The organism is Lentzea alba (genome assembly GCF_047445655.1).
GTDB classification, from domain to species: Bacteria; Actinomycetota; Actinomycetes; order Mycobacteriales; family Pseudonocardiaceae; genus Lentzea; species Lentzea alba_A.
Genome location: NZ_JAJAEG010000003.1, coordinates 203494 through 230148 on the forward strand (window position 1 = coordinate 203494; position 26655 = coordinate 230148).

27 protein-coding genes and 1 pseudogene are annotated in these 26655 nt (G+C 67.8%); 15 read left to right on the top strand and 13 right to left on the bottom strand.

Going from position 1 to position 26655, the window contains the following annotated elements; translation table 11 throughout:
- Positions 1-32: 32 nt before the first annotated feature.
- Positions 33-908, bottom strand: coding sequence for a metal-dependent hydrolase (locus LFM09_RS06480; protein ID WP_414095354.1), 876 nt, complete (start codon positions 906-908; stop codon positions 33-35).
- A gap of 35 nt (positions 909-943) precedes the next feature.
- On the opposite strand from LFM09_RS06480, the gene LFM09_RS06485 reads away from it, so the two are divergent.
- Complete coding sequence (locus tag LFM09_RS06485; RefSeq protein ID WP_414095355.1) at positions 944-1243, top strand: DUF1330 domain-containing protein; 300 nt, start codon at positions 944-946, stop codon at positions 1241-1243.
- Here LFM09_RS06485 and LFM09_RS06490 read toward each other — a convergent pair whose 3' ends face one another.
- On the bottom strand, positions 1244-3382 hold the full coding sequence (locus LFM09_RS06490) for an Ig-like domain-containing protein (RefSeq protein WP_414095356.1): 2139 nt from the start codon (positions 3380-3382) through the stop codon (positions 1244-1246).
- A gap of 223 nt (positions 3383-3605) precedes the next feature.
- Between LFM09_RS06490 and LFM09_RS06495 the strand changes: the two genes are divergently transcribed.
- The 6 genes from LFM09_RS06495 (at position 3606) to LFM09_RS06520 (ending at position 10126) form a co-directional block, all read left to right on the top strand.
- Positions 3606-5885 carry a proprotein convertase P-domain-containing protein gene (locus LFM09_RS06495; protein ID WP_414095357.1) on the top strand — a complete coding sequence of 760 codons (2280 nt, stop codon included), beginning with the start codon at positions 3606-3608 and terminating at the stop codon, positions 5883-5885.
- A gap of 272 nt (positions 5886-6157) precedes the next feature.
- Complete coding sequence (locus LFM09_RS06500) at positions 6158-6916, top strand: thermonuclease family protein (RefSeq protein ID WP_414095358.1); 759 nt, start codon at positions 6158-6160, stop codon at positions 6914-6916.
- Complete coding sequence (locus LFM09_RS06505; RefSeq protein ID WP_414095359.1) at positions 6906-7394, top strand: hypothetical protein; 489 nt, start codon at positions 6906-6908, stop codon at positions 7392-7394. The genes LFM09_RS06500 and LFM09_RS06505 overlap by 11 nt, the downstream gene beginning before the upstream one ends.
- 58 nt (positions 7395-7452) lie before the next feature.
- Entirely contained in the window at positions 7453-7860 is a 408-nt protein-coding gene (locus LFM09_RS06510; RefSeq protein WP_414095360.1) for an acyl-CoA thioesterase, read from the top strand.
- On the top strand, positions 7857-8957 hold the full coding sequence (locus LFM09_RS06515) for a zinc-binding dehydrogenase (RefSeq protein ID WP_414095361.1): 1101 nt from the start codon (positions 7857-7859) through the stop codon (positions 8955-8957). Before LFM09_RS06510 ends, LFM09_RS06515 begins: the two co-directional genes overlap by 4 nt.
- A gap of 5 nt (positions 8958-8962) precedes the next feature.
- Complete coding sequence (locus LFM09_RS06520) at positions 8963-10126, top strand: glycosyltransferase (protein WP_414095362.1); 1164 nt, start codon at positions 8963-8965, stop codon at positions 10124-10126.
- 18 nt (positions 10127-10144) lie between these two features.
- Here the strand turns inward: LFM09_RS06520 and LFM09_RS06525 are convergent.
- From LFM09_RS06525 to LFM09_RS06560, 8 genes and pseudogenes are all read right to left on the bottom strand, one after another.
- Positions 10145-11215, bottom strand: a pseudogene (locus LFM09_RS06525) (pyridoxal phosphate-dependent decarboxylase family protein); the annotation flags it as partial.
- Between the two features lie 100 nt (positions 11216-11315).
- Complete coding sequence (locus LFM09_RS06530) at positions 11316-12632, bottom strand: tyrosine-type recombinase/integrase (RefSeq protein WP_414095363.1); 1317 nt, start codon at positions 12630-12632, stop codon at positions 11316-11318.
- Positions 12633-12717: 85 nt separating this feature from the next.
- Complete coding sequence (locus tag LFM09_RS06535) at positions 12718-12918, bottom strand: helix-turn-helix transcriptional regulator (RefSeq protein WP_414095364.1); 201 nt, start codon at positions 12916-12918, stop codon at positions 12718-12720.
- A 63-nt stretch (positions 12919-12981) separates the two neighbouring features.
- Positions 12982-14571 carry a replication initiator gene (locus LFM09_RS06540; RefSeq protein ID WP_414095601.1) on the bottom strand — a complete coding sequence of 530 codons (1590 nt, stop codon included), beginning with the start codon at positions 14569-14571 and terminating at the stop codon, positions 12982-12984.
- A gap of 98 nt (positions 14572-14669) precedes the next feature.
- On the bottom strand, positions 14670-16151 hold the full coding sequence (locus tag LFM09_RS06545; protein ID WP_414095365.1) for an FtsK/SpoIIIE domain-containing protein: 1482 nt from the start codon (positions 16149-16151) through the stop codon (positions 14670-14672).
- Between the two features lie 336 nt (positions 16152-16487).
- Complete coding sequence (locus LFM09_RS06550; protein WP_414095366.1) at positions 16488-16739, bottom strand: AMED_5909 family protein; 252 nt, start codon at positions 16737-16739, stop codon at positions 16488-16490.
- Positions 16736-17023, bottom strand: a complete 288-nt coding sequence (locus LFM09_RS06555) for a hypothetical protein (RefSeq protein ID WP_414095367.1) — start codon at positions 17021-17023, stop codon at positions 16736-16738. The genes LFM09_RS06550 and LFM09_RS06555 overlap by 4 nt, the downstream gene beginning before the upstream one ends.
- A 21-nt stretch (positions 17024-17044) precedes the next feature.
- Positions 17045-17467, bottom strand: a complete 423-nt coding sequence (locus LFM09_RS06560; protein WP_414095368.1) for a hypothetical protein — start codon at positions 17465-17467, stop codon at positions 17045-17047.
- 221 nt (positions 17468-17688) lie between these two features.
- Here LFM09_RS06560 and LFM09_RS06565 point away from each other — a divergent pair, with 221 nt between their 5' ends.
- Both LFM09_RS06565 and LFM09_RS06570 read left to right on the top strand, forming a co-directional pair.
- Positions 17689-18546: a DUF5919 domain-containing protein gene (locus LFM09_RS06565; protein WP_414095369.1), complete on the top strand. Its 858-nt coding sequence runs from the start codon at positions 17689-17691 to the stop codon at positions 18544-18546.
- Positions 18546-19340 carry an inositol monophosphatase family protein gene (locus tag LFM09_RS06570; protein ID WP_414095370.1) on the top strand — a complete coding sequence of 265 codons (795 nt, stop codon included), beginning with the start codon at positions 18546-18548 and terminating at the stop codon, positions 19338-19340. The genes LFM09_RS06565 and LFM09_RS06570 overlap by 1 nt, the downstream gene beginning before the upstream one ends.
- A 39-nt stretch (positions 19341-19379) precedes the next feature.
- Here LFM09_RS06570 and LFM09_RS06575 read toward each other — a convergent pair whose 3' ends face one another.
- Both LFM09_RS06575 and LFM09_RS06580 read right to left on the bottom strand, forming a co-directional pair.
- The gene (locus tag LFM09_RS06575) at positions 19380-19913 is read right to left on the bottom strand and encodes a hypothetical protein (protein WP_414095371.1); all 534 of its coding nucleotides are present in this window, start codon (positions 19911-19913) and stop codon (positions 19380-19382) included.
- A gap of 909 nt (positions 19914-20822) precedes the next feature.
- Positions 20823-21152, bottom strand: coding sequence for a hypothetical protein (locus LFM09_RS06580; protein ID WP_414095372.1), 330 nt, complete (start codon positions 21150-21152; stop codon positions 20823-20825).
- A gap of 81 nt (positions 21153-21233) precedes the next feature.
- Here LFM09_RS06580 and LFM09_RS06585 point away from each other — a divergent pair, with 81 nt between their 5' ends.
- The 6 genes from LFM09_RS06585 to LFM09_RS06610 all read left to right on the top strand — a co-directional run bounded on the left by LFM09_RS06585 (position 21234) and on the right by LFM09_RS06610 (position 25982).
- Positions 21234-21665: an Lrp/AsnC family transcriptional regulator gene (locus tag LFM09_RS06585; protein WP_414095373.1), complete on the top strand. Its 432-nt coding sequence runs from the start codon at positions 21234-21236 to the stop codon at positions 21663-21665.
- An 82-nt stretch (positions 21666-21747) separates the two neighbouring features.
- Entirely contained in the window at positions 21748-22359 is a 612-nt protein-coding gene (locus LFM09_RS06590; protein ID WP_414095374.1) for an ester cyclase, read from the top strand.
- Between the two features lie 18 nt (positions 22360-22377).
- The gene (locus LFM09_RS06595) at positions 22378-23022 is read left to right on the top strand and encodes a uridine kinase family protein (RefSeq protein ID WP_414095375.1); all 645 of its coding nucleotides are present in this window, start codon (positions 22378-22380) and stop codon (positions 23020-23022) included.
- A 109-nt stretch (positions 23023-23131) separates the two neighbouring features.
- Positions 23132-24319: a serine/threonine-protein kinase gene (locus LFM09_RS06600; RefSeq protein ID WP_414095376.1), complete on the top strand. Its 1188-nt coding sequence runs from the start codon at positions 23132-23134 to the stop codon at positions 24317-24319.
- A gap of 164 nt (positions 24320-24483) precedes the next feature.
- Complete coding sequence (locus LFM09_RS06605; RefSeq protein ID WP_414095377.1) at positions 24484-25680, top strand: hypothetical protein; 1197 nt, start codon at positions 24484-24486, stop codon at positions 25678-25680.
- Positions 25677-25982 carry a hypothetical protein gene (locus LFM09_RS06610; RefSeq protein ID WP_414095378.1) on the top strand — a complete coding sequence of 102 codons (306 nt, stop codon included), beginning with the start codon at positions 25677-25679 and terminating at the stop codon, positions 25980-25982. The genes LFM09_RS06605 and LFM09_RS06610 overlap by 4 nt, the downstream gene beginning before the upstream one ends.
- On the opposite strand, the gene LFM09_RS06615 is transcribed toward LFM09_RS06610, so the two are convergent.
- Positions 25979-26644, bottom strand: a complete 666-nt coding sequence (locus LFM09_RS06615; protein WP_414095379.1) for a class I SAM-dependent methyltransferase — start codon at positions 26642-26644, stop codon at positions 25979-25981. The genes LFM09_RS06610 and LFM09_RS06615 overlap by 4 nt on opposite strands.
- Positions 26645-26655 lie beyond the last annotated feature (11 nt).

Below are 26655 nucleotides of genomic sequence, written 5' to 3' on the forward strand. Positions count from 1 at the left end.
GCCGAGGTCCGCGGACCTCGGCCGACACGTCGCTAGCGGACCTCGACCTCGTTCCTGATCGTGAGCAGCGAGCTGTCCGGGTCGAACGTCGCCACCGCCGTCATCTGCCGGATCTCACCGAGTCGCGTGACGTGGGTGCCGCCGCACGGCATCTGCGCGATTCCACCCGGCGTTTCACACACCCATTGCCGCCGGTCCGTGAGACGGTGGCCGGCGCAGTCGATTCGCACCGCGACATCGGCGGCGACCCATTTCGCGAGCAGGTCGTTCGTCTCGCCGACAATGCGCGGAAGCTCGTCGAGAAAACGTGCCGAGTCGAATCCGCGTTTGCGCAGCGACTTGCCCAGCCGGTACTGGTCGTGGCTGCCGCCGACGTCGTGGCGGGTGCTCACGCAGGTCGCCTCGTCGAAGTCGTGGTGGCCGCGCGAGTCGAGCGGTCCCGGCTTCTTCCACAGCTCGTGCGTCACCTCGTTGAGCGCGTACGCGAGGAGGTGGCACGCGGTGTGCGCGGCGCTGAGCCGCTGCCTGCGGTCGGTGTCGACCAGCAGCTCGACCTGGTCGCCGACCGCCACGCTGCCTTCGATCACGTGCGCCACCTGGAACAACACGTCCTGCTCGTCGCGGCGGGCGTCGATCTCGTCACCGACCAGGAGCGGTCCGCCGGCGCGTTGAGCGACGGTGACGGTGTCGACGACCGCGTGCGTGGCGTCCGGGGTCCGCAGCGAGCCGTGGTCGGCCGGCTGGTCCGGCCACAGCGGGTCGAGCGGGTGGAACGGTGTCACGTCGGTGATCACCAGAGTCTGGCCGGCTGCGCGTTCGATCACGTGCAGAACTGTCGCTGTCTCCCGCACGGAACCCGCGGGATAGGTGACCGAAGTGGGCTGCCCGGACAATTGCGGTGAACTCACGAAAAGCATTCTACCCACATGCCATCATGGGGTTCGTGACCGCTTACGTCATTGCCGAATCCCACTACGTGGACAATCCGGAGGTTCGCTCCTACCGCGAGCTCGCGAAGGCGTCGATTCTTCAGCACGGCGGGCGTTTCCTCGCCCGCGGCGCGCTGCCGGAGGCGCTGGAGGGTGACTGGCGGGAGACGAACCGGATGGTCGTGATCGAGTTCCCGGATCTCGCGCGGGCGAAGGAGTGGTACCACTCGCCCGAGTACACGGCGGCCCGCGCGACCCGGTCGGATCTCGCGGGCCGCCGCATGCTCTTCGTCGACGGGTACCGGGGAGAGTGACTACCGGACGGTCACCGTCAGCGGCTCGGCGCGCAGCAGCTTGCCGCCGACCCGGGCCCAGGCGGTGATCACGGTCTGTCCCTTCTGGACTCCCGTCAGCACGCCGCGACTGTCGACGGTGGCGACGGACGGGGCCGAGCTGCGGTAGGTCACCGTCACGGGTACCTCGGACAACCTGTCGGCGTTCAGCGCGAGATCGTCCTGGACGCTGACCTCGGAAGCCGACATGTTGGCCGTGCTGACGCGTTGGTTGAAACCCTTGGCGTAACGGTCGCCGGCGAACGTCACGTTGTCGGAACCGTCCAAAGTGAACAGCGGGGCGGTACTCGAGGAGGGCGGCGCGTCCGTGGTGAGCGCCGCGGTGCCGCCGACGTACAACGGCTGATCGGGCCCGGTCAGGTGGAGGCCGGTGTAGTGCTGGACCCGGTTGCCGCGGAACGTCAGATCGCCGACGCTGCGACCGGCGAGCACGGTCCCGGAGATCAGGTTGAACGAGTTGTCCTCGATGCGAACGTTGCGGTGCACCGGTTGTTCGGCGACGAAGTCCTGGTTGGTCGGTTCGAAGAGGATCACCGGACTGGCCGGGCGGTCGAAGACGTTGCCGCGGATGACGACGTCCCGCACGGGCCCGGACTCGAACCACGAACGGGCGTCGGACGAGATGTAGATGCTGGCCATGGTCATGCCGTCGAAGCGGTTGTCCTCGATCCGCACCGGTTTGCGGGTCGTCACGAGGATGCCTCGGGTGGGCACCGCGCTGAACGTGTTGCCCTTGATGACGACGGACGGCGTGTAGGTGGTGTTCTCGGCGGCGTGGTCAGTCGGCGAACTTGCAACCGCTTCGGGCAAGGGCCGGTCCACGACCACGGTCATGTTGCGCAGGTACGTCGCCGGATCCGCGCCGGGCGGCACACTCCGGCCGGTAGGACCGTCCACTGACACGACGGTGGCTGTCGCCACGGGCAGCATGGTGCGCTTGCTGACGAGCTCGATCGCGTTGCCGGGGTAGAACTGCGGGAAGCCCGCGGTCTCGTGGTGCGCGTACTGCAGCCGCAGCTCATGAGAACCCGCGCCGGTCACCTGGAGATAGGTGCCGTGGACGTTGATCGGGTCGTCCTGCGGGTTGTCGAAGACGCAGTTCGTGACGCGCACGGTGCCTTTGACGCCGGACATCTGGATGTGGTCGGCGAAGCTGGAGGTGACCCGCCCGGTCCGGCGATCGGTCTTGAACACCACGGAGTCGACGGTGATGTCCTCGCTGAACTGGCCGACCAGACCGAAGCCGTGGAGGTGGCCGAGCTTCATGTGATCGACGGAAACCCGCGCGGACTCCCAGAAAAGCGCGGCCGGAGTGTCCCTTGTGGTCTCCCGCATCGCGTAGACGAGCCCGTTGTCCTTGGGCGGCACGCCGTTCGTGTAGACGATCTCCAGACGGCCGCCCAGGTCGCGGATCGAGGCGACGTCGGTGAAGACCGGGTTCGAGGTGCGCCAGGTCTTGCCGGTCGCGGGGTCGTGCACCTGCGAGTAGTTGAACGAATTCGTTCCCGTCCAGTAAGGCTCGCCCGTCAACGGACTCCGCTCACCGGACCAGCGCACGGAAGTGCCCTCGACGGTGTAGCGGTAGGTCGGCGGCACGGAAATGACGCGATGCGCACGCCCGTCACGAACGCCGGTCTCGGTCACCGTGACGTCGACGGTCTTCGGCGCGACCCAGTCCTGCGTGAAGCCGGTGAACCGCACGTCGGTCGACCGGACCGCGGCGAACACGGTCTGGAACCCGTGGTTGAGGATGGTCGCGCCGCCGCCGTCGACCACGACGTCGTGCATGTCCTCGATCAGGATGCCGATGTTCTTCGTCTTCCACGCCTGGTCGGTGCCGAGCGTGTTGCTGACGTACAGCTCCCGCTTCGAGGCACGCTCCGGGTAGATCTGGTACGTGCCGGGCGCGAAGCGGATCGTCGTGGGCCGGTTGAGCCGTTTGGCGTGCTCGACGGCCGCCGCGATGCCCGCGGCCGAGTCCGACCTGCCGGTCGGGTCCGCGCCGAAGTCCGTGACCTCGACGACCGCGCGGTGGTCGACCGATACAGCTCCGATGACTGGGTCGGGGACCGCGGAGGCGAAAGGAGGGGAGAAGAGCAACGCAAGGGCACTGCAAACTGCGACAACAGGTACGGGCCATGGACGTGCGGAGACCATGACATCCCTTTCCGAGCAGAGCTCGAAGTCCGATGTGTGCGCCCGCTGTGGAACATAGAGCGTCATCAACCGTGACAACAACCATCCGAACGACCGGATGTCGATCGTCTTCGCCGGAGTTACCTTCGCGGCCAGGCCCTGCGTTCCCTGCGAAGGAGTTCCGCCCGTGCGAAGAAGACCCCTGCTCTCAAGCCTCCTGACGACCGTCGTGGTCGCGGCATCGATGGCCATCCCTGCGGCCTCCGCTGCCCCGCTCGCCGGCTGCTCGGGCACCAACGACGGTGACGTCGCGATCGGCGACAACACCACCGTCGAGTCGCCGATCACGATCACCGACTGCGCGTCTGCCCCGTCGGCCACCAGCACGGTGCCGGTGAAGATCGTCCACACCTACATCGGCGACCTCGCGGTCACCCTGGTCGCCCCGGACGGGTCGACCTACCCGCTGCACAACCACACCGGCGGCAGCGCGGACAACATCGACCAGACCTACACCGTCAACCTGTCGAGCGAGACCTCGAACGGCACGTGGAAGCTGCGGGTCAACGACAACGCGGCCAACGACGTCGGCCGGATCGACTCCTGGTCGCTGAACCTCGGCGCCACTCCGGCCAACGACTTCTCCGTCGCTGTGTCACCGGCCTCCGGTTCGGTCGCGGCGGGTTCGGCGGCGTCGACCACCGTGCAGACCCAGACGACGAGCGGCCAGGCGCAGACCGTGCAGCTGACCGCGAGCGGCCTGCCCTCCGGCGCGACCGCGGCGTTCAACCCGGCGTCCGTCACGACGGGCTCGAACTCCAGCTTGACGATCTCCACCAGTGCGTCGACACCGGCCGGCACCTACCCGGTGACCATCCAGGCCGCTGGTGCCACGACCAGGACCGCCACCTACACGCTGACCGTCACCGGCGGAGGCGGCGGTGTCCAGCCGCCCGACATCGACATCACGGCGGTCAAGGCGCACTTGAACGCGTTCGGCACCATCGCCTCGCAGAACGGCGGCAACAGGCGTTCCACCAGCGCGGGCTACCGCGCGTCGGTGACGTACGTGAAGGACAAGCTCACCGCGGCCGGGTTCACCGTCACCGAGCAGCCCTGCACCTCGGGCTGCACCACCGGCGCCGGCCCGAACGTGATCGCCGAATGGCCCGGTGGCAACGCGAACAACGTCTACATGTTCGGCGCGCACCTCGACGGCGTGTCCGCGGGCCCGGGCATCAACGACAACGCCACCGGCTCGTCCGCGTTGCTCGAAACCGCGATCGTGCTGGCGCGCCTCAACCCGGCGATGCTGAACAAGGTCCGGTTCGCCTGGTGGACCGACGAGGAGCAGGGCCTCAACGGCTCGCGCTTCTACGTCTCGCAGCTCCCGTCCGCCGAGCGCACGAAGATCAAGACCTACCACAACTTCGACATGGTCGGGTCGGTCAACGGCGGCTACTTCATCAACAACATCAACAGCACCCAGTCCACCCACATGAAGGCCTACTGGGACTCCCTGAGCCTGTCGCCCGAGGAGAACACCGAGGGCCGCAACCGTTCCGACGACGCGTCCTTCACCAACGCGGGCATTCCGGCCTCCGGTTACGCCATGGGTGCCAGCGCCACGAAGACGACCGCGCAGGCGAACAAGTGGGGCGGCAGCGCGGGAAGCGCGTTCGACCCCTGCTACCACCGCGCCTGCGACACGACGGCCAACGTCAGCGACACCCACCTCAACCGCGCGGTCGACGGCATCGCCTACACCCTGTGGAAGTCGGCGGTCAGCCCCACGCCCGGCGCGGACTTCTCCGTGTCGGTCTCGCCGACGTCCGGTTCGGTGACGGCGGGTTCGTCCGTCTCGGCCACCGTCTCCACCGCGACGGTGAGCGGTGACCCGCAGACCGTGCAGCTGTCGGCGTCCGGACTGCCTTCTGGCGCAACGGCTTCGTTCAACCCCGCGTCGGTCACGACGGGCGGCAGCTCGACGTTGACGATCAGCACCACGGCGTCGGCGGTCAACGGCACCTTCCCGGTCACGATCACCGCGACCGGCACGGGATCCCGCACCGCGACCTACAACCTGACGATCACCGGTGGTGGTGGCGGCAGCTGCTCCGGCACGAACCCGAACGACGTCGCCATCCCGGACGCGGGCGCCGCGGTCGACAGCGACATCGTGATCTCCGGGTGCTCGGCGACGCCGTCCACCGTCACGCGGGTGGCGGTGAACATCCGGCACACCTACATCGGTGACCTGACGGTGGCCCTGATCGCACCGGACGGCACGGCGTACACGCTGCACAACCGTTCCGGCGGCTCGACGGACAACATCAATCAGACCTACACCGCGAATGTGTCGAGTGAGGCCGCCAACGGCACGTGGAAGCTTCGCGTGCGCGACCTGGCCGCACAGGACGTCGGCACGATCGACACGTGGAGTCTCGATCTGAACCCGGCGAGCTAGCCGGAGACCGTCGAATCCGCGTCGAATTCGACGCGGATTCGACGGTCTGCGTGCACGATCAATCACAGCCTGCGCCTGGGGGCGGTGAAGAATTCAATTGAACCTTTTTCGTCCTTGACGGTGAAGTGATCGGCAACAACACTCCCCGGAAAGGCGTTGACCAGCGCTTTTGTCGCAAAGATTGTCCGAACACATGAATCCCGGGACCGCCATTGCCCAGCTTTGTCCGCCGCTTCTGGTGGCGTATCAGCCAGCCCGCGAGGCTCACGATCATGAGCCTCGGCGTGCTCACCGCGCTCGTCACGACCGCCGCTGCCGGTTTCGTCGACGGAACGCCGCCGCGAGAGCACGGGAGCGCCGAGTCCTCGCCGGCGTTGCACCGCGGCGACGCCTTCGAGGTGACCGTCCGTGAGGTGTCCGATGTGGACTCGTTCGAGGGCCTGGAGCCCGCCACCGGACTGTTCTTCCACGCCCGCGTCGCGGGGATCCGCCGCACCGCGGGCTGCTGGCTGACCGAGTCGCGGGCCGCCGCGCAGAACCTGTTGCGCGGCAAGAACGTGCGGCTCACGGTGAAGAACGACGGCGTTCCCGGCAACGGCGAGATCGCGGTCGACGTGCAACTGCCGGACGGCTCGGACTACGCGAAGACCGTTGTGCGGGAAGGGATGGCGTCGGTCGATCCGGCCTCCCGCGACGAGCTCGCGACGGTCGAGGTCACCGCCCGCGAGGAACGGCGCGGCCTGTGGGCCGCCGCCTGCGTCACGAGCACGACCACCGCTGCGAGCACGACGTCCTCGACGCCGAGTCCGACCACGACCACGACGACTCCTGCGCCGGAGCCCTCGGCACCGCCATCGTGGTCCGTACCGCGCATACCCACCACGTCGGTGACGCCGCCGAGCGACTTCGTGGACCCGAGGCTGGGCAAGCTGTGCTTCATCGAAGGCTCGCGCAGGACGTCTCAGGACGGCACCGAGATGGTCTGCGCCCGCAACGCCAAGAACCAGCTGAGGTGGCAGCGTGCTGACTGACGAACACGTCGACCTGTTCAGCAAACCGGTCGTGACGCCCGTCGTCGCGCGCGGCCTGACCGAGGACGGCTGGGTGCGCACGACGGGCTGGCTCCAGGTCGGTGACCACCCCGTGAGCTCGTCCCACATCGCAGCGGTCGTCGGCCTGCTGTGGGCGTCGGTCGGCGCGGCCGTGCTCGTGGGCACGTACCCCGTCGTCGCGGGCGTCCTGGTGCTCACGGTGCCGGCGCTGTGCGGTGGGTCGTGGTGGCTGTTCACCGCCCGCGTGCGGCCGGCCTCGATGGCCCGCAACATCGACACGACGACTGCGGACGAACTGATGCCGGGCGACCTCGTCCGGCTCTACGGCTCGATCGGGCCGGTCGGCCAGGTCGTCGCCGTGACGTACGACGAGGACGTCCTGGTGACCTTCCAGGGCGGCGCGCACCAGACCTGGGCCCGCGGCCACGTGGTCCACCTCGTGGAGTTGCTCACCTGACGTGCCGCCCGGCTAAGTTCGTGGTCTCGGCACCTGGTCGATCAACCCTGGAGGTTGTGTGCGCGACGACTACCGGCACTGGCAGCGGATCCCGACCCGGTGGGCGGACAACGACGTCTACGGGCACGTGAACAACGTCGTCCACTACGCCTTCATGGACACCGTGATCAACACGTGGCTGATCGATCACGGGCTGGACATCCAGACCGGCCGGGAGATCGGGCTCTGCGTCGAGTCGCACTGCAACTACCGCGCCTCGGCCGCCTTCCCGGACGTGCTGGACGCCGGACTGCGCGTCGGGCACCTCGGCCGGTCGAGCGTGCGCTACGAGGTGGGGTTCTTCCTCGCCGACGACGTCATCGCCGAGGGGCATTTCGTGCACGTGTTCGTCGACCGGACGACCCGCAAACCGGTGGAGATCCCGGCGGGTCTGCGCACGGCGATGGAAGGCCTGGTGGTCGCGTGAAGACGCGGGGCGCGGTGCTGACCGGTGTCGGCGGGCCGCTGGAGATCGTCGAACTGGAACTGGACCCGCCCGGTCCCGGCGAACTGCTGGTGCGCGTGCACGCCACCGGCCTGTGCCACTCCGACCTGTCCGTGATCGACGGCTCGCGCATCCGGCCGTTGCCGATGGTGCTCGGTCACGAGGCGGCGGGTGAGGTCGTCGAGGCGGGCCCCAACGCCGAGTTCAAGCCGGGCGACCACGTCGTGCTGTCGTTCGTGCCCGCGTGTGGCGCGTGCCGGCGTTGCGCCTCGGGGCGGCAGGCGTTGTGCGAACCGGGTGCGCTGGCGAACCGCGACGGCACGTTGCTGAGCGGCGAACGCCGGTGGACGCTCCCGGACGGCACGCGGCCGCACCACCACCTCGGCGTGTCCGGTTTCGCCGAGTACACCGTGATCTCCGACCGCTCGGCCACGCTCGTGCCGCCGGACCTGCCGCTCGACATAGCCGCGCTGTTCGGCTGCGCGGTGCTGACCGGTGCGGGTGCGGCGTTCTACAGCGCGCAGGTCGTGCCGGGGGAGAAGGTCGCGGTGTTCGGGCTCGGCGGTGTCGGGCTGGCGGCGGTGCTCGCGGCGGTGACGGCGGGTGCGACGCAGGTCGTCGCGGTGGACGTCGTCTCGCACAAACGGGACCTGGCCTTGACTTCGGGTGCGACGCACGCGGCTGAGGGCGGGCCGGACGCCGTCGCCGCGGTGCGGGAGCTGACCGGTGGTGGTGCGGACAAGGTCATCGACACCACCGGGGTCGCGGCGGTTCTGGAGCAGGCCTACGCGGCCACGGCTGTTGGCGGGACGACGGTGACGGTGGGGTTGCCGCATCCGGATCGGACCGTGTCGCTGCCCGCGCTGAACCTCGTTGCCGAGGAACGGACGTTGAAGGGCAGCTACCTGGGTTCGTGTGTGCCTCGGCGGGATGTGCCGCGGTTCATCGACCTGTACCGCGCGGGGCGGTTGCCGGTGGACGGCCTGCTGTCCGGGCGGTTGCGGTTGGAGGAGATCAACGAGGGGTTCGCGCGGCTCGCTTCCGGTGAGGCTGTGCGGCAGGTCGTTGTGATGGAGTGAGCGCCGTGCGGGTAGCTGTGGTCTCCGGAGGCGATCCGGGGCATGTGGTGCCGGCGATCGCGTTGTGCCTGAGGTTCGTCGAGGTCGGTGACACCCCGGTCCTGTTCACCGGTGACCGGTGGGTCGACGCTGCTGTTGCCGAGGGCATCACGGCGTCCCGGGTTTGCGGCCTGGCGCTGGCCGACCTGCGGGGTGCTGCCGATCTCGGTCAGGCGCTGCACGACCAGGCCGCTGAGTTGGCTTCGGCCTTGGTTCCGCAGTTGGCTGCCGCCGAGCCTGATCTGGTGGTGTGCGACGTCCTCGCGTTGGGCGCGAGCATGGCCGCCGAACTTCTCGGCGTGCCGTGGGCGCAGCTGTCGCCGCACCCGCTTTACGAGCCGTCTCGGGGACTTCCGCCGCTCGGCAGCGGGCTGGCCGCCGGTGTCGGCGTGCGGGGCAGGATGCGCGACGCGGTGCTGCGTGCGTTCACGGCCAGGTCGATTCGGGAGGGTTCGCGGCAACGTGCTGTCGTGCGCCAGCGGATCGGCCTGAGCGCGCGGGAGCCGGGACCTGCGGTGAGGTTGATCGCGACGTTGCCCGCGCTGGAGGTGCCGCGCCCGGACTGGCCGCGCAACGCGCACGTGGTGGGTCCGTTGCTGTGGGAGGCGAGCCGGGAGCGGATGAGTCCGCCGCCGGGCACCGCGCCGCTGGTGATGATCGCGCCGTCGACGGCCTGGACCGGGGCCGCTGACATGGCCTCGATGACTTTGGATGCGTTGCGCGGGCTGGGTGTGAGGGCCGTGGTGTCGACGTTCGCGCCGGCCCCGGACGGGCTGCCCTCATGGGCGCGGTCGGGGCCGGGGCGGCAGGACGAGCTGCTGCGGGAGTCATCCGTGCTGGTGTGCGGGGGTGGGCACGGGATGCTGGCCAAGGCGTTGCGGGCCGGGGTTCCTGTCGTGGTGGTGCCGGGCGGTGGTGACCAGTGGGAGATGGCGAACCGGGTCGCGCGGCAGGGGAGCGGGGTGATCGTTCGTCCGTCCACTGTGGAGGGATTGAGGGACGCGGTGGCTCGGGTGCTGGGTGATCCGCGGTTCGCCGCCGCCGCAGGGAGGGCGGCGGCGACGGTGGCGCAGGTGCGGGATCCGGTGGAGGTGTGCCGGGCCGCGGTCACGGTGACGCGGCCTGTCTGACCTCCGGCCGGGCTGCTGTCACCGAGCCGCGATCTGCCCGAGCCGGTCGACGATCAGGTCGATGTCAGCTTCGCTCGTCCGGTGGTTGGTGATGCATGCGCGGATCCCGTGCCGCCCGTCCACCAGCACCGGGCCGAGCAACGCGGTGTTCTCGGCGGCGAGTTCTGCCAGCAACGCCGTGTGCTCTTCAGCCGAAGCGCCATCAACGGCAATGCACACCGCGGTCAGCGTCACGGGCGCCAGCAGCGTGAGGCCAGGGGTGGCCTCGACGCCGCGGCCGAGGCGCTGGGCGAGGTCGAGGGTGCGGTTGTTGGCCGTGCGGAAGGCGTCCACACCGAACGCCTGGAGTGCGCTCCACACCTTGAAAGCCTTGAAGTTGCGGGAAAGCTGCGGCCCGTGGTCCATGTAGTCGGTCATGAGCGGGTCGTCGGCGACCGTCAGGTAGGAGGAGTTGAACGCGTGCGCGTCGCGCAGCTTCTCGCCGTCGCGCACCAGCAGGCAGCCGGCCTCCAGCGACGCGTACAGCAGCTTGTGCGGGTCGAGCGTGATCGAGTCGGCGCGGGCGCAGCCGCCCATCAGGGCGCGCATGTGGTCGGAGAGCAGGAAGAGCGCGCCGTAGGCACCGTCGACGTGCAGCCAGAGGTCTTCCGCTTCGCACAGGTCCGCGATGGCGTCGAGCGGGTCCACCGAGCCGGTCGAGACCGTGCCGCAGGTGGCGACCACGCACCACGGCTGCCGGCCCGCGCGCCGGTCCTCCTCGATCGCTTGGGTCAGTGCGGCGACGTCCATGCGGTGCTGGGCGTCGGTGCGGATGTGGCGCACGTGGTCGAGGCCGATGCCGAGGATCGCGGCGGCCTTGTCGACGCTGCGGTGGGCCTCGACGGAGGTGTAGACGACGAGCGGGGGAGCGTCGCGCTGCAGGCCCTGGGCGCGGAAGCCGGGCACGCGGTCGTTCAGCGCGGTGGTGAGCGCCTGGAGCGTGGCCAGCGATCCGCCGCCGGTGAGGATTCCCTTGGCGGTGCTGGGAAAGCCGATGACCGAGGCGAGCCACTCCAGCACCGCGCGTTCGACGACGCTGGCCGCGGGGGAGAGCTGCCAGAAGTTGCAGTTCTGCTGCGGATCAAGGCCTGACCTGCCAGAACATCCCTATGTGGAGTTGTTTTCAGGCCGCTAGGCCGTCCCCAGGCCGTCAGCCGTCGACGGGCCGCGACTCGGCGGCCTCGGGGGCGATCTCGCCGGCAGCCGTCACGTCCTTTGTGGACTCTGCACGCTTGCGCGGCTTGAACATGGAGTTGACCGCCAGCCGCGCCCGGTCGTGGCTGGACGGCATCATGTGCGCGTACTTGCGGAGCGTGAAGGCGGGCGAGGAGTGCCCCAGGTAGTCCGCCAGCTCACGGATGCTGACGCCCTGGGCGAGCAGATGGGACGCGTAGAGGTGCCGTAGTGCGTGCATCCCGTCGCCGTCGGCGTCGTGTTCGATGCGCGCACGCTTGAAGGCGGGCAGCCACACCCGGTTGTTGAAGGTCTGACGTCGGTCTGGCGCCCCCTGGTAGTTGACCATGAGCAGGTTCACGGTCTCGGTCTGTTTGCTGTCTCGCTCGCTCCAGGGGAGCGTGATCGCGACCGGCGGGTAGTTCTCCGCGTACGCGTCCAGTTCATCGAGCACGCCTTGACTCAGCGGGACTTCACGCGTCTTGTGCCCCTTGGGCAAGCGGAACGTCAGCTTGTTCCCGATGATCGCGATCTGACGCGAGCAGCGGTAGATCATCTGATCGCGGTCCACGTTGTCCATCGAGAACGCGAAGATCTCACCCTGGCGAAGACCCAGGCCAGCGCCGAGCGGGATCACGATCTTGTGCCGAGCCTCCAGGGCAAGCGAGATCTTGTTCAGCTTGACTTCAGGCCAAGTCACGATCTTGTTCTCCACCGGGCGCGGCGCAGAGATGGCTTTCGAATGACAGGGGTTCGCGCCGATCTTCTTCTCTTCTCGCGCCGCGTCGAGGATGGACGACAAGGCCTTCCAGATCTGTACCTGGTAGTTGACCGACACCGCCCGCTCATCCGTCAACCAGGCCAGGAAGTCCCGCAGGACATCCACCTTGATCGCATCAAGGTTCTTGTCCCCGAGGAACGGATAGACGTTGTTCTCCAACTGGCGCTTCAACGTCTCCTGCGAAGATGGATCTTGGGACCGTCCCTTGACGTAGTTCTCCGCGTAGGCGCGAAGCGTCAGCTTGCCCGCCTGAGGGTTGACGTACGCGCCGTCCAGGATGTCGTTCTGCATCTTTGTCAGGAAGGCCTGGGCCTTCTTGAGCTGCTTGTCCGGGAAGGTCTTCGAGTCCTCACCGCCGCCAGGCTTCGGATACCGCACCTTGTACCTGTCGCCCTTGCCCCACATGGCGGGGTGGCGCTCTTTGATCGCCTTGCCTTCCTCATCGCGCACGGCCTTACCGGTGTCGGGATCGCGCTTGACCCGCATCCACCGGTCCTGAATGTGTCCGGCCATGGGTGAGCCCTTCTGTGTTGGAGTTGCTGAAAGAAAGAGCCAGCCGGACAGGCCGGGAGGAGCTGCCCGGCTGGCTCGCTACGTGCTAGGCGGCCTTCTGATCGTCCAGCCAGTCCCGGACGTCATCCGGGCGGTAACGGACGTGCTTTCCGAGCCGGACGAACGCAGGTCCCACGCTGCGGTAACGCCAGTCGGTCAGCGTCTTCTCAGGGATGCCGAGGAAATCGGCCAGAACGGCCGGCGTCCAGAGGCATTCCACGGTGATGAAGCGCGGTCGGTCACTCACCAGATCCCCCCTTCCGTCGCTGGTCAGGCCGCCTCCCGGTGAGTTGCTGAAAGATTCAGCGCCTCATCGGGTGCGGGTCGAGGTAGGACAGCGAGGACGGCTTGGGCCCTGGTCGTACTCGGCCCGCCACTTGAGCCGCTGAGCGATCATCTGCATCAGCAGCTCTGCGCGGCTGGGAGCGTGTGGATCACCCGCCCGGACCGGAGCCCACATCAGCCGCGTGCGGTCCGTGCCCTCAGGCTTGGCGATCCCGGCAGCAGCCAGCGCCTCCTTCACGAACGCCGCCCGGTCGGACTTGTGTTCGGCGAGGGTCTTCCCCGACCACCGCCGCGACACCAGCACCCGCCGCCCCGGCAACCCGAGCGTCTCCCGGCGGTGAGCCTTGGAACGGCAGCGGCCTGGAGTCATCCGGGAGTTCGTGCCCTTAGGGGCGATGCCGTAGAGCAGCCACACCGCGCACCGCTCCGAGCACGGCGTGATTGCGAGTTCGGCCGCCAGACGGTCCGCGTGCTCACTCACTCGCTGCGACTCGTCGACCGCGACGACTTCGGAGATCGACTTGACCAGGTACTTGGTCAGGTAGCCGATGTGCCGCCCTGCCTCCTCCGTGCCGCCGAGGATGCCCTTGGAGTGCACCTGAGATCCGAACTCGACCACGTGCGCCGGAGCGTCCAGACCGGCCACCGCGTCCGCCCACGAGGCCAGCGGCACATTGGTGTCCGGGTCCACGAACCCCATGGCGCGCATGTCCCACACAGGCAACCTGTCGCCGCTGTACTTGATCTCGTCGTGGTTGGGCCACCACACCTGGAGGTAGGTAGCCGCCGTCACCTGCCGCACCACGGCGTGCGGGATCGAGCCCCTGACGGCGAAGTGGGCGTGCGGGGTGATGCGCTTCTGGGGCTCGACCGTGCCGAAGTACTGCACGTCCCAGCCCACGACCCGGCGGAGGTTCTGCCACCACCGGTCCACCAGCGACGCGAAGTGCACCGCGTCCCGAGCAGCACGGCGGTAGTCGTACGACGCAGGGTCAGCCGGAGTGCCGTCAGAGCGCACCTTGCCGTAAGAGTCCAGCGTGACCGTCACGAACGTCGACGGCCGGTACTTGCCCGCGAACTCCCGCCCCACCGTGGTCTTGGCAACCTTGCGACGAGGCAGGTTCGGCGAGTCCTGACGCCGACGAGTCGAGCGAACCGGAGCCGCAACAGCCGGCCGATCCACCGAGGGAAGGTTCCCGCGGACTCCCTCCCGGCGCAGGTCAGAGTCCGCTTCCCTGATCGCTTCCCGCAGGTCCTCGACCTGTTCCGCCTCCTTCTCGTGCTGCGCCAGGCGGTACTCAGCGGTCAGATCGGCCCGGTAGGTCACCAGCTCGATCTGGTCAGTCGTGGCGGTCTCCCGCTCCGCCACAGGCTCACTGTCGAGGTGCCAGCCCTCCCGGCACTGCGCCATCCGCGAACGCCGGTTGCGATCGGCACACGCCGGGCACTTGGACGCGATCGTCGAGTTGCACCGCACGCCCACCATGCGGACCTCACCGGTGTCGAGGTCCACGACCTCGCGCAGCACGGGACGCACACATACGCCGTGCTGCTCAGCCGCCGCCTTGACCACGTCGAGGGTCAGCGGCATCCGGGCACGCTCCGCCGAAGTCATCCCGGAAACGTCAGCAGTGACGGCCGGGACAACCCCAGGCGCAGCAACAGTTTCCGCACTGTCCACAGTGGTTGTCATCACCTCCTTCTGGTTGTTGGTCATGCCGCTGCACCTCCACTCATCTCGCCGCTGTCGGGACTGATCGGGAACTCGTGCACCGTGGCTTCGGTGATCCCGAAGAACATGGCCAGCTCGACCAGGTCCGCGTCGGTGATGTAGAAGGCCCGCGCACGTTCGGGCATACCGCGCCCGTCGGTCTTCACCCACGCCACGCCGGGCGTGTTCTCGCTGATCTCGTGAGCCGCAGCGCCCCGGACACGCGCACCCTCACCCAGGACCATGTCCACCTGAGGGGCCTCATCGAGCCGGAGCGCGATCTTTGTGCCGAACAGGTGCCTGAAGGCCACGACCTCCTTACGCGGGTCCTGCACCAGTCCCAGCACCGCGTAACCAGGTGCGCGGCCCTGTGACGTGATGGTGGAGATGGCCCGCACCGCACGTTCGCGGAGGTTGCGATCTGGTTGATAGGCAACGAGATCCGCCAACTCGTCAATGATCAGCAGGGTGAACGGTTCACCCGTGCGACGGGCCCACAATCGGCGCACACCCCGGTACTTCGCGGCTCGTTCCTTGACCTCCGCCGCGATCTCCTCCAGCAGCTCGACCGCAGCCGTGCCGTTGTCGAAGACGAGGCGCGAGAACGCTTCCTCGCACTGTCCGAGTTCCATGCCTCCCTTGGGATCGATACCGACCAGGCGGACAGCTCCCGCGCGGATGGCCGGGGCGAGGTGCCACACAATCGACCACAGCACTGAGGCCTTGCCCGCGCCCTGCACACCCACGCCGAGGACCTGGTTGCCGAGGAGCTTGAGCCGCCAGGCCTTCCCGGTCTCCAGGACACCGACGACCACGCGCTTGAGATCCACCGCGTCCGCGTCGTTGCACAACGGCGGCACCGGCACCGGACGGGCCAGCGGATCGGCGTGCACGAAGTCGAGTTCCAGCATCCGAGGCTTGAGCACCCGAACCCGGCACGACCGCGCCCCGAACGAGTGCGCCAGGCCAGCGCGACGAAGCTCCCATTCCTCGTGTGACTGGGCCGGAATCATCCGCACCCGAACCCGGTCCCGCCAGCCGTCCGAACGGACTCGCCGCAGCTTCGGCAGGTACTCACGACCCCGCCACTCCTTGGCCAGCTCGGCAAGGCGCACGGTGGTCTTCCAGCGCGGCACGTACACCGAGGCGCGACGCCACTCCGTCACCAGCCGCAGCCACACCTGACCACGGAACGAACCTCGCGACAGGCCCCACCAGATCACCAGGCCGGCCGCGACCGCGAGCAGCACCAGGACCAGCGGCACGACACCGAGCCACCGCCAGCACACCAGCAGCAACGCCGGGGTCAGTGTCACCATCGGGTACCGCACCACCAGCAACGCCAGGCGGACGCCGCCGACCAGCAGCAGCCACACCAACGCTAGAAACGCAGCAATCCACTTCAGCTTGCCGGGAACCAGCGCCCACCACGGCACACGCGGACGCACACCCTCAAACGGGGCCGGATCAACCCACCTACCCATCAGGCCTCACCCCCAATCATCTGGGGTAGTGAGGACATCCACACCACCGGGCTAACGGTTCGGCTTGACGCCGCACCCGTGCAGACAGATACCATTGTCACGACTGGGAATCCTTTGCGTAGCAACGAAGACGACAAGAAAGACCAGTCAGTGCGTCGCCATGGAAGCAGACCCAGAACCGCCAAGAACTCGGCTGTTTCCATTGGCGACCACCAACCGGCCGCACACCCGTTTTTAGTTGTGCACCAAGGCGTAGCCCACCCTCGCGTGACCCACGATCAGGTCACGCGATAGCGGCAACACCTCTTAAGTTGTTACAGCGCAGGGCCTTCTTCCTCAGGCCCCGTCCAGATCTCGCGCCTTCTGCGCCTCACGTTCAGCCCAGTACAGCGCCTCGTGGTGATGACCACGGTCGATCTCGGCCACGCGCCGATAGACCTCCGCGCTCTTCTCGTAGAACTTCCTCAGCTCCGCAACCTCGGCACCCTTGCGCGGCATCAGCCGAGGAAGCACGTCATGCGCCTCGGACAACGACGCGATCTTCTGGGTCTGAGCCCACGTAGCCTCACGACGCTCGACCACGGTCACGTCAACCTCCCCACGCCCGATTCGCCGTAGGCGTCGGTGTCCTTGCGCAACAACTGTTCTCGCGAATCGGCCTGGTGGTCGAACATCTCAGCAGCGTGCAACGCAGCCGCCTTGGCCCACCAGGGCGTGTCCGCGTGGCCAGCGAGTTGCCGCCAGGCCCACGCCACCTGTCGATAGGCGGGCGCGATCCGAGCAACGGCGTCCGGGTCGTCGGGACTCGCGTAGCGGTTCGCCTCATCGGCAGCCGTGAACCGCTGGTAAGCCTTCTGCCACTGCTCACCCAAGGTCTGAAGATCTCCCACGGCTTACGCCGCCTTGGGCGCGTCAGGCGTGGCGTTGCCCTGCTGCTTCGCTCCACGGTTCGACGTCTGCGGAGCCAACATCTCCTCCGCCCACACCGTGTAGCTCACCCAGCCGTCCCGCACGTACGGCGTGACCTTGAGGCCACGGAAGACCGCCGGGCGGAACGGCGTACCGGGCAGCACCTCCGGCGGAACCGGCTGGTACTCCGAAGCGATCTTGACGACCTGACCCGTGTTCTTGCCCTTCGCGGACGGGTCCGTGCCCTGGACCGTCCACACCGGAAGGCCCGTCAGCTTGTCCACGGCGGGACGGGGCTGCTTGCCCTCCGAGTACTCCGTTGCCCGCTCGACGCTCAACACGAAGAACCCCTGCGGGAACAACTCGTCGAACGTGATCGGGAACCGATGGCCAGCGGGGATACCCACTTGGTTCTCCTTCTGTATGGCCGCTCGTTCGCGGCGCACTGCTGTTTCTGGACCGTGCATGAATAGCTTCGGCACCGATTCGTCCCGTCCACGTTCCGTCCCTGTCTCGTCTACCGCGCGACACACTCGGATAGTCTCGTCTTGGTCTCGTCTGCGTGGTACCTTGATCGGGTCTCGCACCACGGGGAGAGGTCATGCCGACCGAGTCGACGCTGTTGAGAGTGCTGCTGCGGCAGCGGCACATGCAGGGCTACCTGACGTTCCGCAAGGAGTACGACCGCATCGCGAAGCAGCTAGACGGTGATCTTGTCGGCAAGTGGCCGAGCAAGGCCCAGTTCTACCGGTGGACCTCCGGCGATCTGCTGGGACTGCCATACGCGGACCATTGCCGCGTCCTGGAGAAAATGTTTCCGGGCTGGAGCGCACAGCAGCTATTTGCGCCCCACGAGGGCGACAGCGAAAGCCTTGTGACCCCGCCGCAGCGAGCAGCCAGCACCGCCCCTGCTCCGCGTCCGGTGCAGTTGCCTCAGCAGGCCCGCCTTGCCGACATCACCGCCGCCTACGCGACGCGGACCGAGTTCCTGCACAACGTCACCCCGCGCACGTTGTTCGATGGCGCGAAGACGATCAGCATGGCCGGGTTGTCGCTCAACATGCTGTGCCAGCAGTACTCGGACAAGAGCCTGCTTGACGCGATCGAGGAAGGCACGGTCATCCGGGCGTTGTTCCTCGATCCGAACGGGACCTACAGCACTGCCCGCGAGCAGGAAGAGGGTCTGCCGACGGGACACCTCAGCACGCTCACGCGGTTGAACATCGAAGCTCTCAGGCGGGTCGGATCGAAGGCGTCTCCGAGCGCCAAGGGTGTGCTCGGCATCCGCGTCTACGACGAGCCAATCCGTTACAACATAACGATTATCGACGATCTCAAGTGCGTGGTGCAGCCGTACCTTCCAGACGCGCGAGGCGTCGAGTCACCCACGCTGGTGATCGAGAAGGACGAGGCCATGCCTGGTCTCTATGGGACGTTCGCCCAGGTTTTCGAGTCCATGTGGGACCGCGCACGGGAGGTTGCTTGATGCACCAGCTCGACCACCTGGTGGACGTGGCTAGGAAGGCCGTCCGCATCGGTCATGAGCTGATCAAGACCGCCCGCCCAGAGACTGTCACGGAGAAGACTGACCGCGACACGTTCACAGACGTGGACGTGAGGATCGAACACGAGATCCGCGAGTACCTTGCCGAGGTGACCCCTGACATCGGCTTCGTGGGCGAGGAAGAAGGGCGCAGCGACGCCGCCGCAGACAGTCCATACGTGTGGGGGCTCGACCCGATCGACGGCACCGCTAACTTCGTTCACGGCGTGCCGCTGTGTGGCGTGTCTCTGGCGCTGATGCAGGGCGATCGCACGGTAGTCGCCGCAGTTTCGTTGCCATACTTGGAACTTCACTACTCCGCCGTCGTTGGCGGGGGAGCGTTCGTCAACGGGAGGAAGCTGTCGGCGAGCAAGACGACCGAGCTGTCCAAGTCCATTGTGGCCATTGGCGACTACGCGCTTGGGGATGGTGCGGCGGAAAAGAACCGCCAGCGGATCGCGCTCACGGCCGAGCTTGCCGCACGGGTCGAGCGGGTCCGCATGTTCGGGTCTGCTGCGCACGACCTCGTGTGGTTGGCAGAGGGGCGGGTCGACGGCGCAATCGTGCTCTCGAACAAGCCGCTGGACCTCGCGGCCGGCATTCTCATCGCGCGCGAGGCGGGTGCACTCGTGATGGACAGCTCAGGTGCCGAGCACACGAAGGCATCAACACACACAATCGCCGTCGCACCGGCTGTAGCTGATCAACTCCTGTCTCTGGTTCAGTCGATCTTCTAGTTCGGCCTGCTGTCACAAGCTTGACAAGTGAGGCAGTGCTTACAGTAGACAGGTGGGGCAGCTTTCGAGTTCGGAGAACCACAGGTCGCACGAATTCAAGACGTCGTTGGTGCTCCTACCTTCTAAGTGTGTTTGGTAGTTGGCTTCACCGGTCGGGTCCAGGAACCTGCGGTCAGGTGGAGGAAGTTCGGCCACCTTGCGCCAGCGCATCCCGGCCGACAAGCTGATGATCCCCTTTGTCCCACCGAAGAAGGTTGTGGGGTCTTCGTCCACCGTGACAGGCAATTGGTGAGCGTGTCTGTTGCGCACCCAGAGCACACCTCTCATGACCATGCCGTACGTGTTGTTGTCTCGTGCGTTCTCGTAGGAGTGGCTGTAAAACTTCCGGAGCTGATCGTTGATAGCGACTACCCACATAGTTGCTTCAACCGCTGACGTGTAGGAGTTTTCCAGATCACGATGGTCTCTGGCCTGGTCATGGCGGATCTTTGCTGCTCGAAATCCTGCGAGGGCGAGTCGAAGCCGCCTGACATCTTCTGGCAGCGGCGTTACCACTGGCTGGAGACTGATCATGCAGTACTGCCTTCCTGGGATCTCCGCCACGGACAGTGGGTCGCAGCGGACTTGCCGCGATTTTGTCACGCACGCTGCGTTGAAGAATTGTGCTTTAGGGGATCAAGGGCGCGCCGCCGCTGGCGGCGCGCGGGCGGGCGTCTTGCGCTGACACCGCCCACCGTTGCGCCCGCTCCCCGCATCGGGACACGCCAGGCTCCCGCTTCGCTCCGCCTGTCGGCCCCGCGCAGGAGCGCGCGCAGGTGGCCGTGTCCGCGCGCCGCCACCAGCGGCCAACAGGCCGGCGGATCTGCTCACGAAAGCTGACGGATCTCGCCGCGGAATTGCCTGCAAACGTGCAGGTCACGTGCGCTGACTGCTCCCACGGGGGCCAGATCCTTTAGCACCGTGCCGCCGGTATCAAGGGCGCCTACGGCGTCGCTACGCGATGGGCCAAGGCCCACCCTTGACACCAACGACACGGTGCTAACTGCGGCCAGGGCCGAGGGAGCGGGGGCGAGTAGCCACCGCCTCACTCAAGCCCTTCAACGCAGGAGTGCTGACCATGAGGAACCGCCACCATGCCCAGCCGGGACAGCTCTCGCTCTGGGGCCTCTACGAGCTGGAGAACCAGGCCGTAGCCGCCACCTCACGCCCCCGCCAGGTGGAGCGACCCGCACCCGTGGCCGAGGTCGTGCCGATCTTCAAGGCTGCTCCGACCGTGATCACCTTCCGGTCTCCGGGTACGCCGAAAGGCCCCGCGAGCCGCGTCTGTGCGCGAACCCGAGGAGCCGCCGTGATCAACTTTCAGGCCGTTTCCAGGCCGTCTGACGTCCAGAACGGTCCGGATACAACCGGATCCAACGAGAACGAACCAGCAGGTCAGGCCAGTCTTGCGCCCATCTTCACGCAGGCCGGAATGCCGAGCGTTCAGATGTTGCAGTTCTGGTTGAGTGCTGCGGCCAGTGCTTCGGCGTAGGGGGCGATGCCGTTGGGCGGGCCGAGCACGTAGGCGAGGAAGCGCGGGTGCGCCACCGCGGCGGAGTTCGGCAGGACCGTCTGCTCCCACCGGTCGAAGAGCGCGTCGACGCCGATGCCCTGTGCCGGCATCGGGGTGGTCAGCAGTTCCGCCAGCCGGTCGCGGTCGGGTGGCGGCAGCACCTCGGCCTTCGCCAGGCCTCGCTCGTAGCCGTCCAGCACCGCGAGCAGGCGGGCTCCGGCGCGGTCGCGTTCTTCGTCGGTCAGCAGGAGTTCGTTCACGAGAGGCAGATTAGGTCTTGGGCGACGGCATCCGATTGCTACTTCTGCTGCGGCGTACCTTGCGCGTGGCATGATCTGCCAGTGGACCGCATCGATCGCGCAATCATCCGCCACCTCCAGGAGGACGGGCGGCTGACGAACACCGAACTGGCCGACAAGGTGGGCCTGACCCCCTCACCGTGCCTGCGCCGGGTGCGGGCGCTGGAGGAGGCCGGGGTGATCACCGGCTACCACGCGGCCGTCGACCCCGCCGCGATCGGCCGCGGCTTCCGCGTGCTCGTGCACATCGACATGGCCAGGCAGGACATCGAGACCATCTCCGCGTTCGAGGCGAAGGTCGCCGCGCTGGACGCGGTCGAGTCGTGCCTGCGCATGTTCGGCCAGCCGGACTACCACGTGTGGGTCGCCGTGGCCGACATCGAGGCGTACGAACGCCTCTACATCTCGACCCTCACCCGGCTGCCCGGCGTGGCCAGGACGAACTCCCAGTTCCCGATGGCGACGGTGAAGTGACCGGGAGCACTGCGGCATCGCTAGCGCTAACGAAAAGTTAGTGCCAAGCTCTTGTTCAAACTTGAACGAGAGGTGGCACGAGATGCTCAACCGTCGCTCACTCATCACGAACGGCAGCACCGCCGCGTTCGGCGCCATGGCCCTGGCGGCCGTCGCCGGTGGCACCGCCGAGGCCGCTCCTGCCGGGTACTCGCCGTGGACACCGCTGCCGGACCCGTCCGTCACCCCGGTGCCCAACCCGCCGTTCGCGAAGGACCTGACCATGCAGGAACGGCGCAACCTGGAGACGTTCGACGAGCTCGACTTCGACGTCTTCAGCCACCAGAAGTGGGCGCGGCTCGGCGAGAGCCACGCGCGCAACATCCGCGTGCACTGGCCCGACGGCCACTACACCGACGGCATCGACAAGCACGTCGAGGACCTGAAGGCGTTGTTCGTGTGGGCGCCGGACACCCGTGTCGAGTCCCACTACCTCCGCGTCGCGAACGGCGGTCTGAGCGCGGTCGCCGGGGTCATGAAGGGCACCTTCACGCGGCCGATGCCGGACGGCAAAGGAGGTTTCATCGCTCCCACCGGGCGCCGGTACGCGGTCAACATGGCGACTGTGGGGTTGTGGAACCGGCGCGGCACGATGGACGAGGAGTTCTTGTTCTGGGACAACCAGACGTTCTTCAGCCAGATCGGTCTCGGCTGAGCCAGGTGGAGGTCGTGGATGCGTCTGCACGCGGGTGAGGCCGAGGGCACCGGGTGGCACGTGGTGAAGCTGTCCTCGCTCGTGCAGCGTTTCGCCGCGCTCGGGGTCACCGGCCGCCCGCTCGTCATCGCGATCGACGGGCGGGGCGGCGCCGGGAAGTCCACGCTCGCCGCACGGCTGCAGGCGACCGTGCCCGCGTCCGAGGTCGTGCACACCGACGACGTCGCCTGGAACCACGCGTTCTTCGACTGGGGCGACCTCCTGGTCTCTCACGTGTTGCGGCCCCTGCGCCGGGGCGAGGCGGTGGAGTTCCGGCCGCGAGCCTGGATCGCGCACGACCGCCCCGGTGCGATCCGCGTCCCGGCGCGAATGGACGTCGTGTGGGTCGAGGGCACGGGGACGATCCGGGCAGTTTTCGAGCCGTGGATCGACGCCTCGATCTGGCTGCAGGGCGATCTGGACGAGCAGGAACGCCGGCTCGTGGCACGCGACGGCGACTCCTCCGCCCAGCGCCGCCACGTCGCGGAGTGGCTGGCAGAGGAGGTGCCGCTGATGCTCCGCGAACAGCCGTGGCACCGGGCGACGGTCATCGCGGCGAGCACGCCTGACGTCCGCCACGACCCCTCTTCGGAGATCGTCATCGCGTCTCAACTGGTGGGTTGACGGTTGACAGTCGGGTTGGCGGTGGATTATTCCAAGCCCTTGCAGAAGTGTCCGGCGCGGTGAGATGGGCGGGGCCATCTCACCGACGTCGCTGACCACGAGGTGGCGAATGACAGAGGAGTTACCGGAGATCCCCGGCTTCCGGTACGTCCGACCGCTCGGCAAGAACGTTCATCACTACCGCGGCCAGGACGGCGAGGTCGCGGTGAAGCTTCTGGTCGACCCACCGCGCGTGAACGAGATCAGGACGGTGGCCGGACTCTCCCACCCCGGGATCGTCCCCGTGCACCGCGCCGGCCGGACCCGCGCAGGCCTGCCGTACCTGGTGATGCGCTACTACCCGGACGGCGACTCGGCCGCTGCGGCGCCGCTGCCGTTCGAGCGCGTGGTGGAGATGGGCGTACAGCTCGCGGACGCGTTGCACGCCGCGCACCAGGCCGGCGTCGTGCACCGCGACGTCAAGCCCGCCAACGTGCTGCTCGACGAACGCGGCCAGGTGTGTCTGACGGACTTCGGCACCACCGGCCGAGACCGGCTGCCCTGGACCGCGCCCGAGGTGATCAGCAGCGGCGCCCACGGCGTCCGCGCGGACGTCTTCTCCCTGGGCGCGACGTTGTGGCACCTCCTGGTCGGCCACTCGCCGTTCGTGGTGCCGCGCGGCTCCAACACCCGCGCCGCGATCGAACAACGCATCCTGCAGGCAGGCCCTCGCCCAACGGGCCGCGCACCACAACCGATGGAAGCGTTGCTGCGCCACGCGATGGCGGCCGACCCGGCCGCGCGCCCGGTGTCGGCCGACGAGTTCGCCCAGCGACTGCGGCACATCCACCAGTCGGCCCCCACCGCCGGACTGGAAGCCGTTGTCGTTCCGGCCGCCTCCGACGCGCCCACTCGCCGGAGGCCGCGCTGGCCGCTGTACGCCGGTGCCGCGGCGGTTGCTGCCGGCGTGGTCGTCGCCAGCACGTTCCTGATGCCGGACAAGGGTTCCCTGCCGGCTCCGGTGGGGGCGCAGCCGAAGAGCCAGGAAGGTGCTCAGGTCGGGGTTTCCGGCAAGGCCGTGGTCAGCGTGACGCGCGTGAACCCGAAGACGCTCCGCTTCACGTGGACGTATCCGGACGCGCAGGCCGGCGACAAGTTCGTGTGGCGAACCAATGACGAGCTGAAGACCGGGACGGTTGACGTGCCTTCGGTCGAGCTCGCCGCGTCGGGCACGTTGTGCGTCGAGGTTCGGGTGGTGCGGGCGGACGGCAGCAACGCGAGTGACCGCACGTGGTCGCCGGAGGGTTGTGGTTTCTGAGGCGGTTGCCGGTCGGCGCTCTGGAGCGAGAAAGTCAAGTACGGTAAGGGACTTCAGTGCGCCGCTCGGTCGACCGACGGGGGATCGACGTGCAGAGATTTCGTCCGCGAATGCGTTCAGAGCAGTCGGCGCCCACACGCGCTCGTCCGGCGGCTCGTGAGCAGGTGAAGAAAGCGTCTGTGCAGAGGCCGGTGTCGGCCGAGCTGATCACCGAGGACGAGCAGCCACACCGCAGCAGCGTGGCGCACGTGGTCGCCCCCAGCCACTCGTCGGTCAGCGTCGCCGGCTTGGGCGGGTTCTTCCGGGCGGAGAGGATCGATGTCCGGAACTCGGGCGGCGTCGTCGTCGGACACGACTGCGAGCTCAAGACCGAGGATCACTACCACGCCTACCGTGCGTCGCTCGACATGGAGCCACTCCTCGACCCGTCAGCCGAGGTCAGGAAAGCGATCCAGGCACTTGCCGAGGATCCCCACAACGACACCGCCATCAGTCAACTGCAACGCGCTCTGGCCCAGTTCGCCTCGGACAAGCCGGTCAAGCCGCGCACCCAGGTCCTGCATCCTGCTGCCGAGAACGCCGAGGTGACGGCTGACGACATCGACGTCGTCCAGGTCGCGGACCGCACGTTGTTGCGGCACAACACGAAGTACGTCGTCGAGGAGCGGGTTGTCCCGCTCGTCGATCTCCTGGTGAAGGACAGAAGACTGGTCACCGCGCTGGGTGTGATGCTCAGCCAGCCGACCGTGGACAACGTCGACTCGTTCGCCCGGCTCGCGGTGCGCGTCTCCGGACAGTTCGGGGATCTCGAACAGCTGGCGCAACTTCCTCTCGAACTCGCGCCCCGGACCACGCTCTTCCACTTCTGGGGCGACAAGCTGATCGACCAGAGCTCGGCGGTCATGCTCGGCACCGGCCACCGGATCACCCAGCGCATGAGGCTCGACCTGCCTGAACTCAGCAAGCGAAGTCTGGTCGGCGACGTCGAGAGACTGCTGGCTGTACACGGCCTTGAGCCCAAAGAGCCGGTGTGCGGCCAAGATGAGAGAGTGCCGCGGGAGTCCACGGAGGTGACGGCGAGATCGTCCCGGCGCCGGGACGACGAGCAGGCGGCGCCGCGCATGCGTCCGCCTCGGCGCGCGCATCCACCGGCACCGCCGGACCCGCCCGCCGGTCCGCCGGTCCCGCTCGACCACGCACCCAAGAGCTGGCCGCCGCTTGACCCGAACCGTCCGCCGGTGCCGCTCGAACGCGGACCCCAGACCTGGCCGCCGCTTGACCCGAACCGTCCGCCGGTGCCGCTGCTTCCGCCGTCCGAGCGCGCTCGCCAGAATCCCCACCGGCAGGAGGGCGAACGATGAAGTTCCTTTCTTCCCAACGCGTGCGGATCGCGCTGCTGGTGCTCTCCATCGTCGTGATCGCGGTCGCCATCGTGTTCTTCGTCAACCAGGACCTGGGCAGTGCCGACCAGTACGCGAGCGTGGCGAGCTTCTTCGTCGGCCTGGCCGGGCTGGCGGTGGCGGTGTGGTCACTCGTCACCGCACGACAGCCCGGCAGCACTGTCACCTTCGGCCATGCCGACGTTGTCCAGACCGAGCGAAACGCCATCGCGAACTACCAGAAAACCGTCAACCTCAACGGTTCGGAGGAACGTCGCGGCTAGTGCTTGCGGCGCAACCGGTACCACTGCTCGTCCGGCCGCAGCACGGCCTCCATCAGCCGCGGCAGCGTGAAGTGCGACGGTTCGACGTCGGTGATGGTCCAGTCGGGGAAGGCCTGCTCGATCTCGGAGCGGTCGGCCCCGCGGATCAACGGCCTTCTGCGGCGCGGCCAGGCGATCAGCAGCAGGGTCGCGTCCGCAGCGGCCACCGCCGTCACCTCGCGGCCCATCGCGCGTTGGCGTTCGGTGTCGAAGTCGTGGAAGGTGCCCGAGTCGACGATCAGCCGGTAGCCGGAGCCGATGCCCGCGGCGCGCAGGTCGGTCACGTCGCCGTGGACGAGGCGCACGTCGACGCCCTCCTGGGCCACGCGGTCGCGGGCGCGGCTCAGCGCCTTGTCGACCAGTTCGACGCCGGTGACCTGCCAGCCGCGTTTTGCCAGCTCCACGGCCCAGATGCCGCTGCCGGTGCCGAGGTCGAGCGCTGGGCCGAACGGGCGTTCGCGGCCCGTCTCCTCGCGAGCGAAGAGCGACGTGATCTTGTCGACGAACGGCTGGTCGGTCGCCGCGTCCTCCCACGGGTGGAAACCGATCGAATAGGCGAGTTGGTAGTGCATGGCGTCCTCCTCACGAGCGAGCGAGCTGGTCCGCCGACGGTAGGAGTCCACCAGGCGGCACC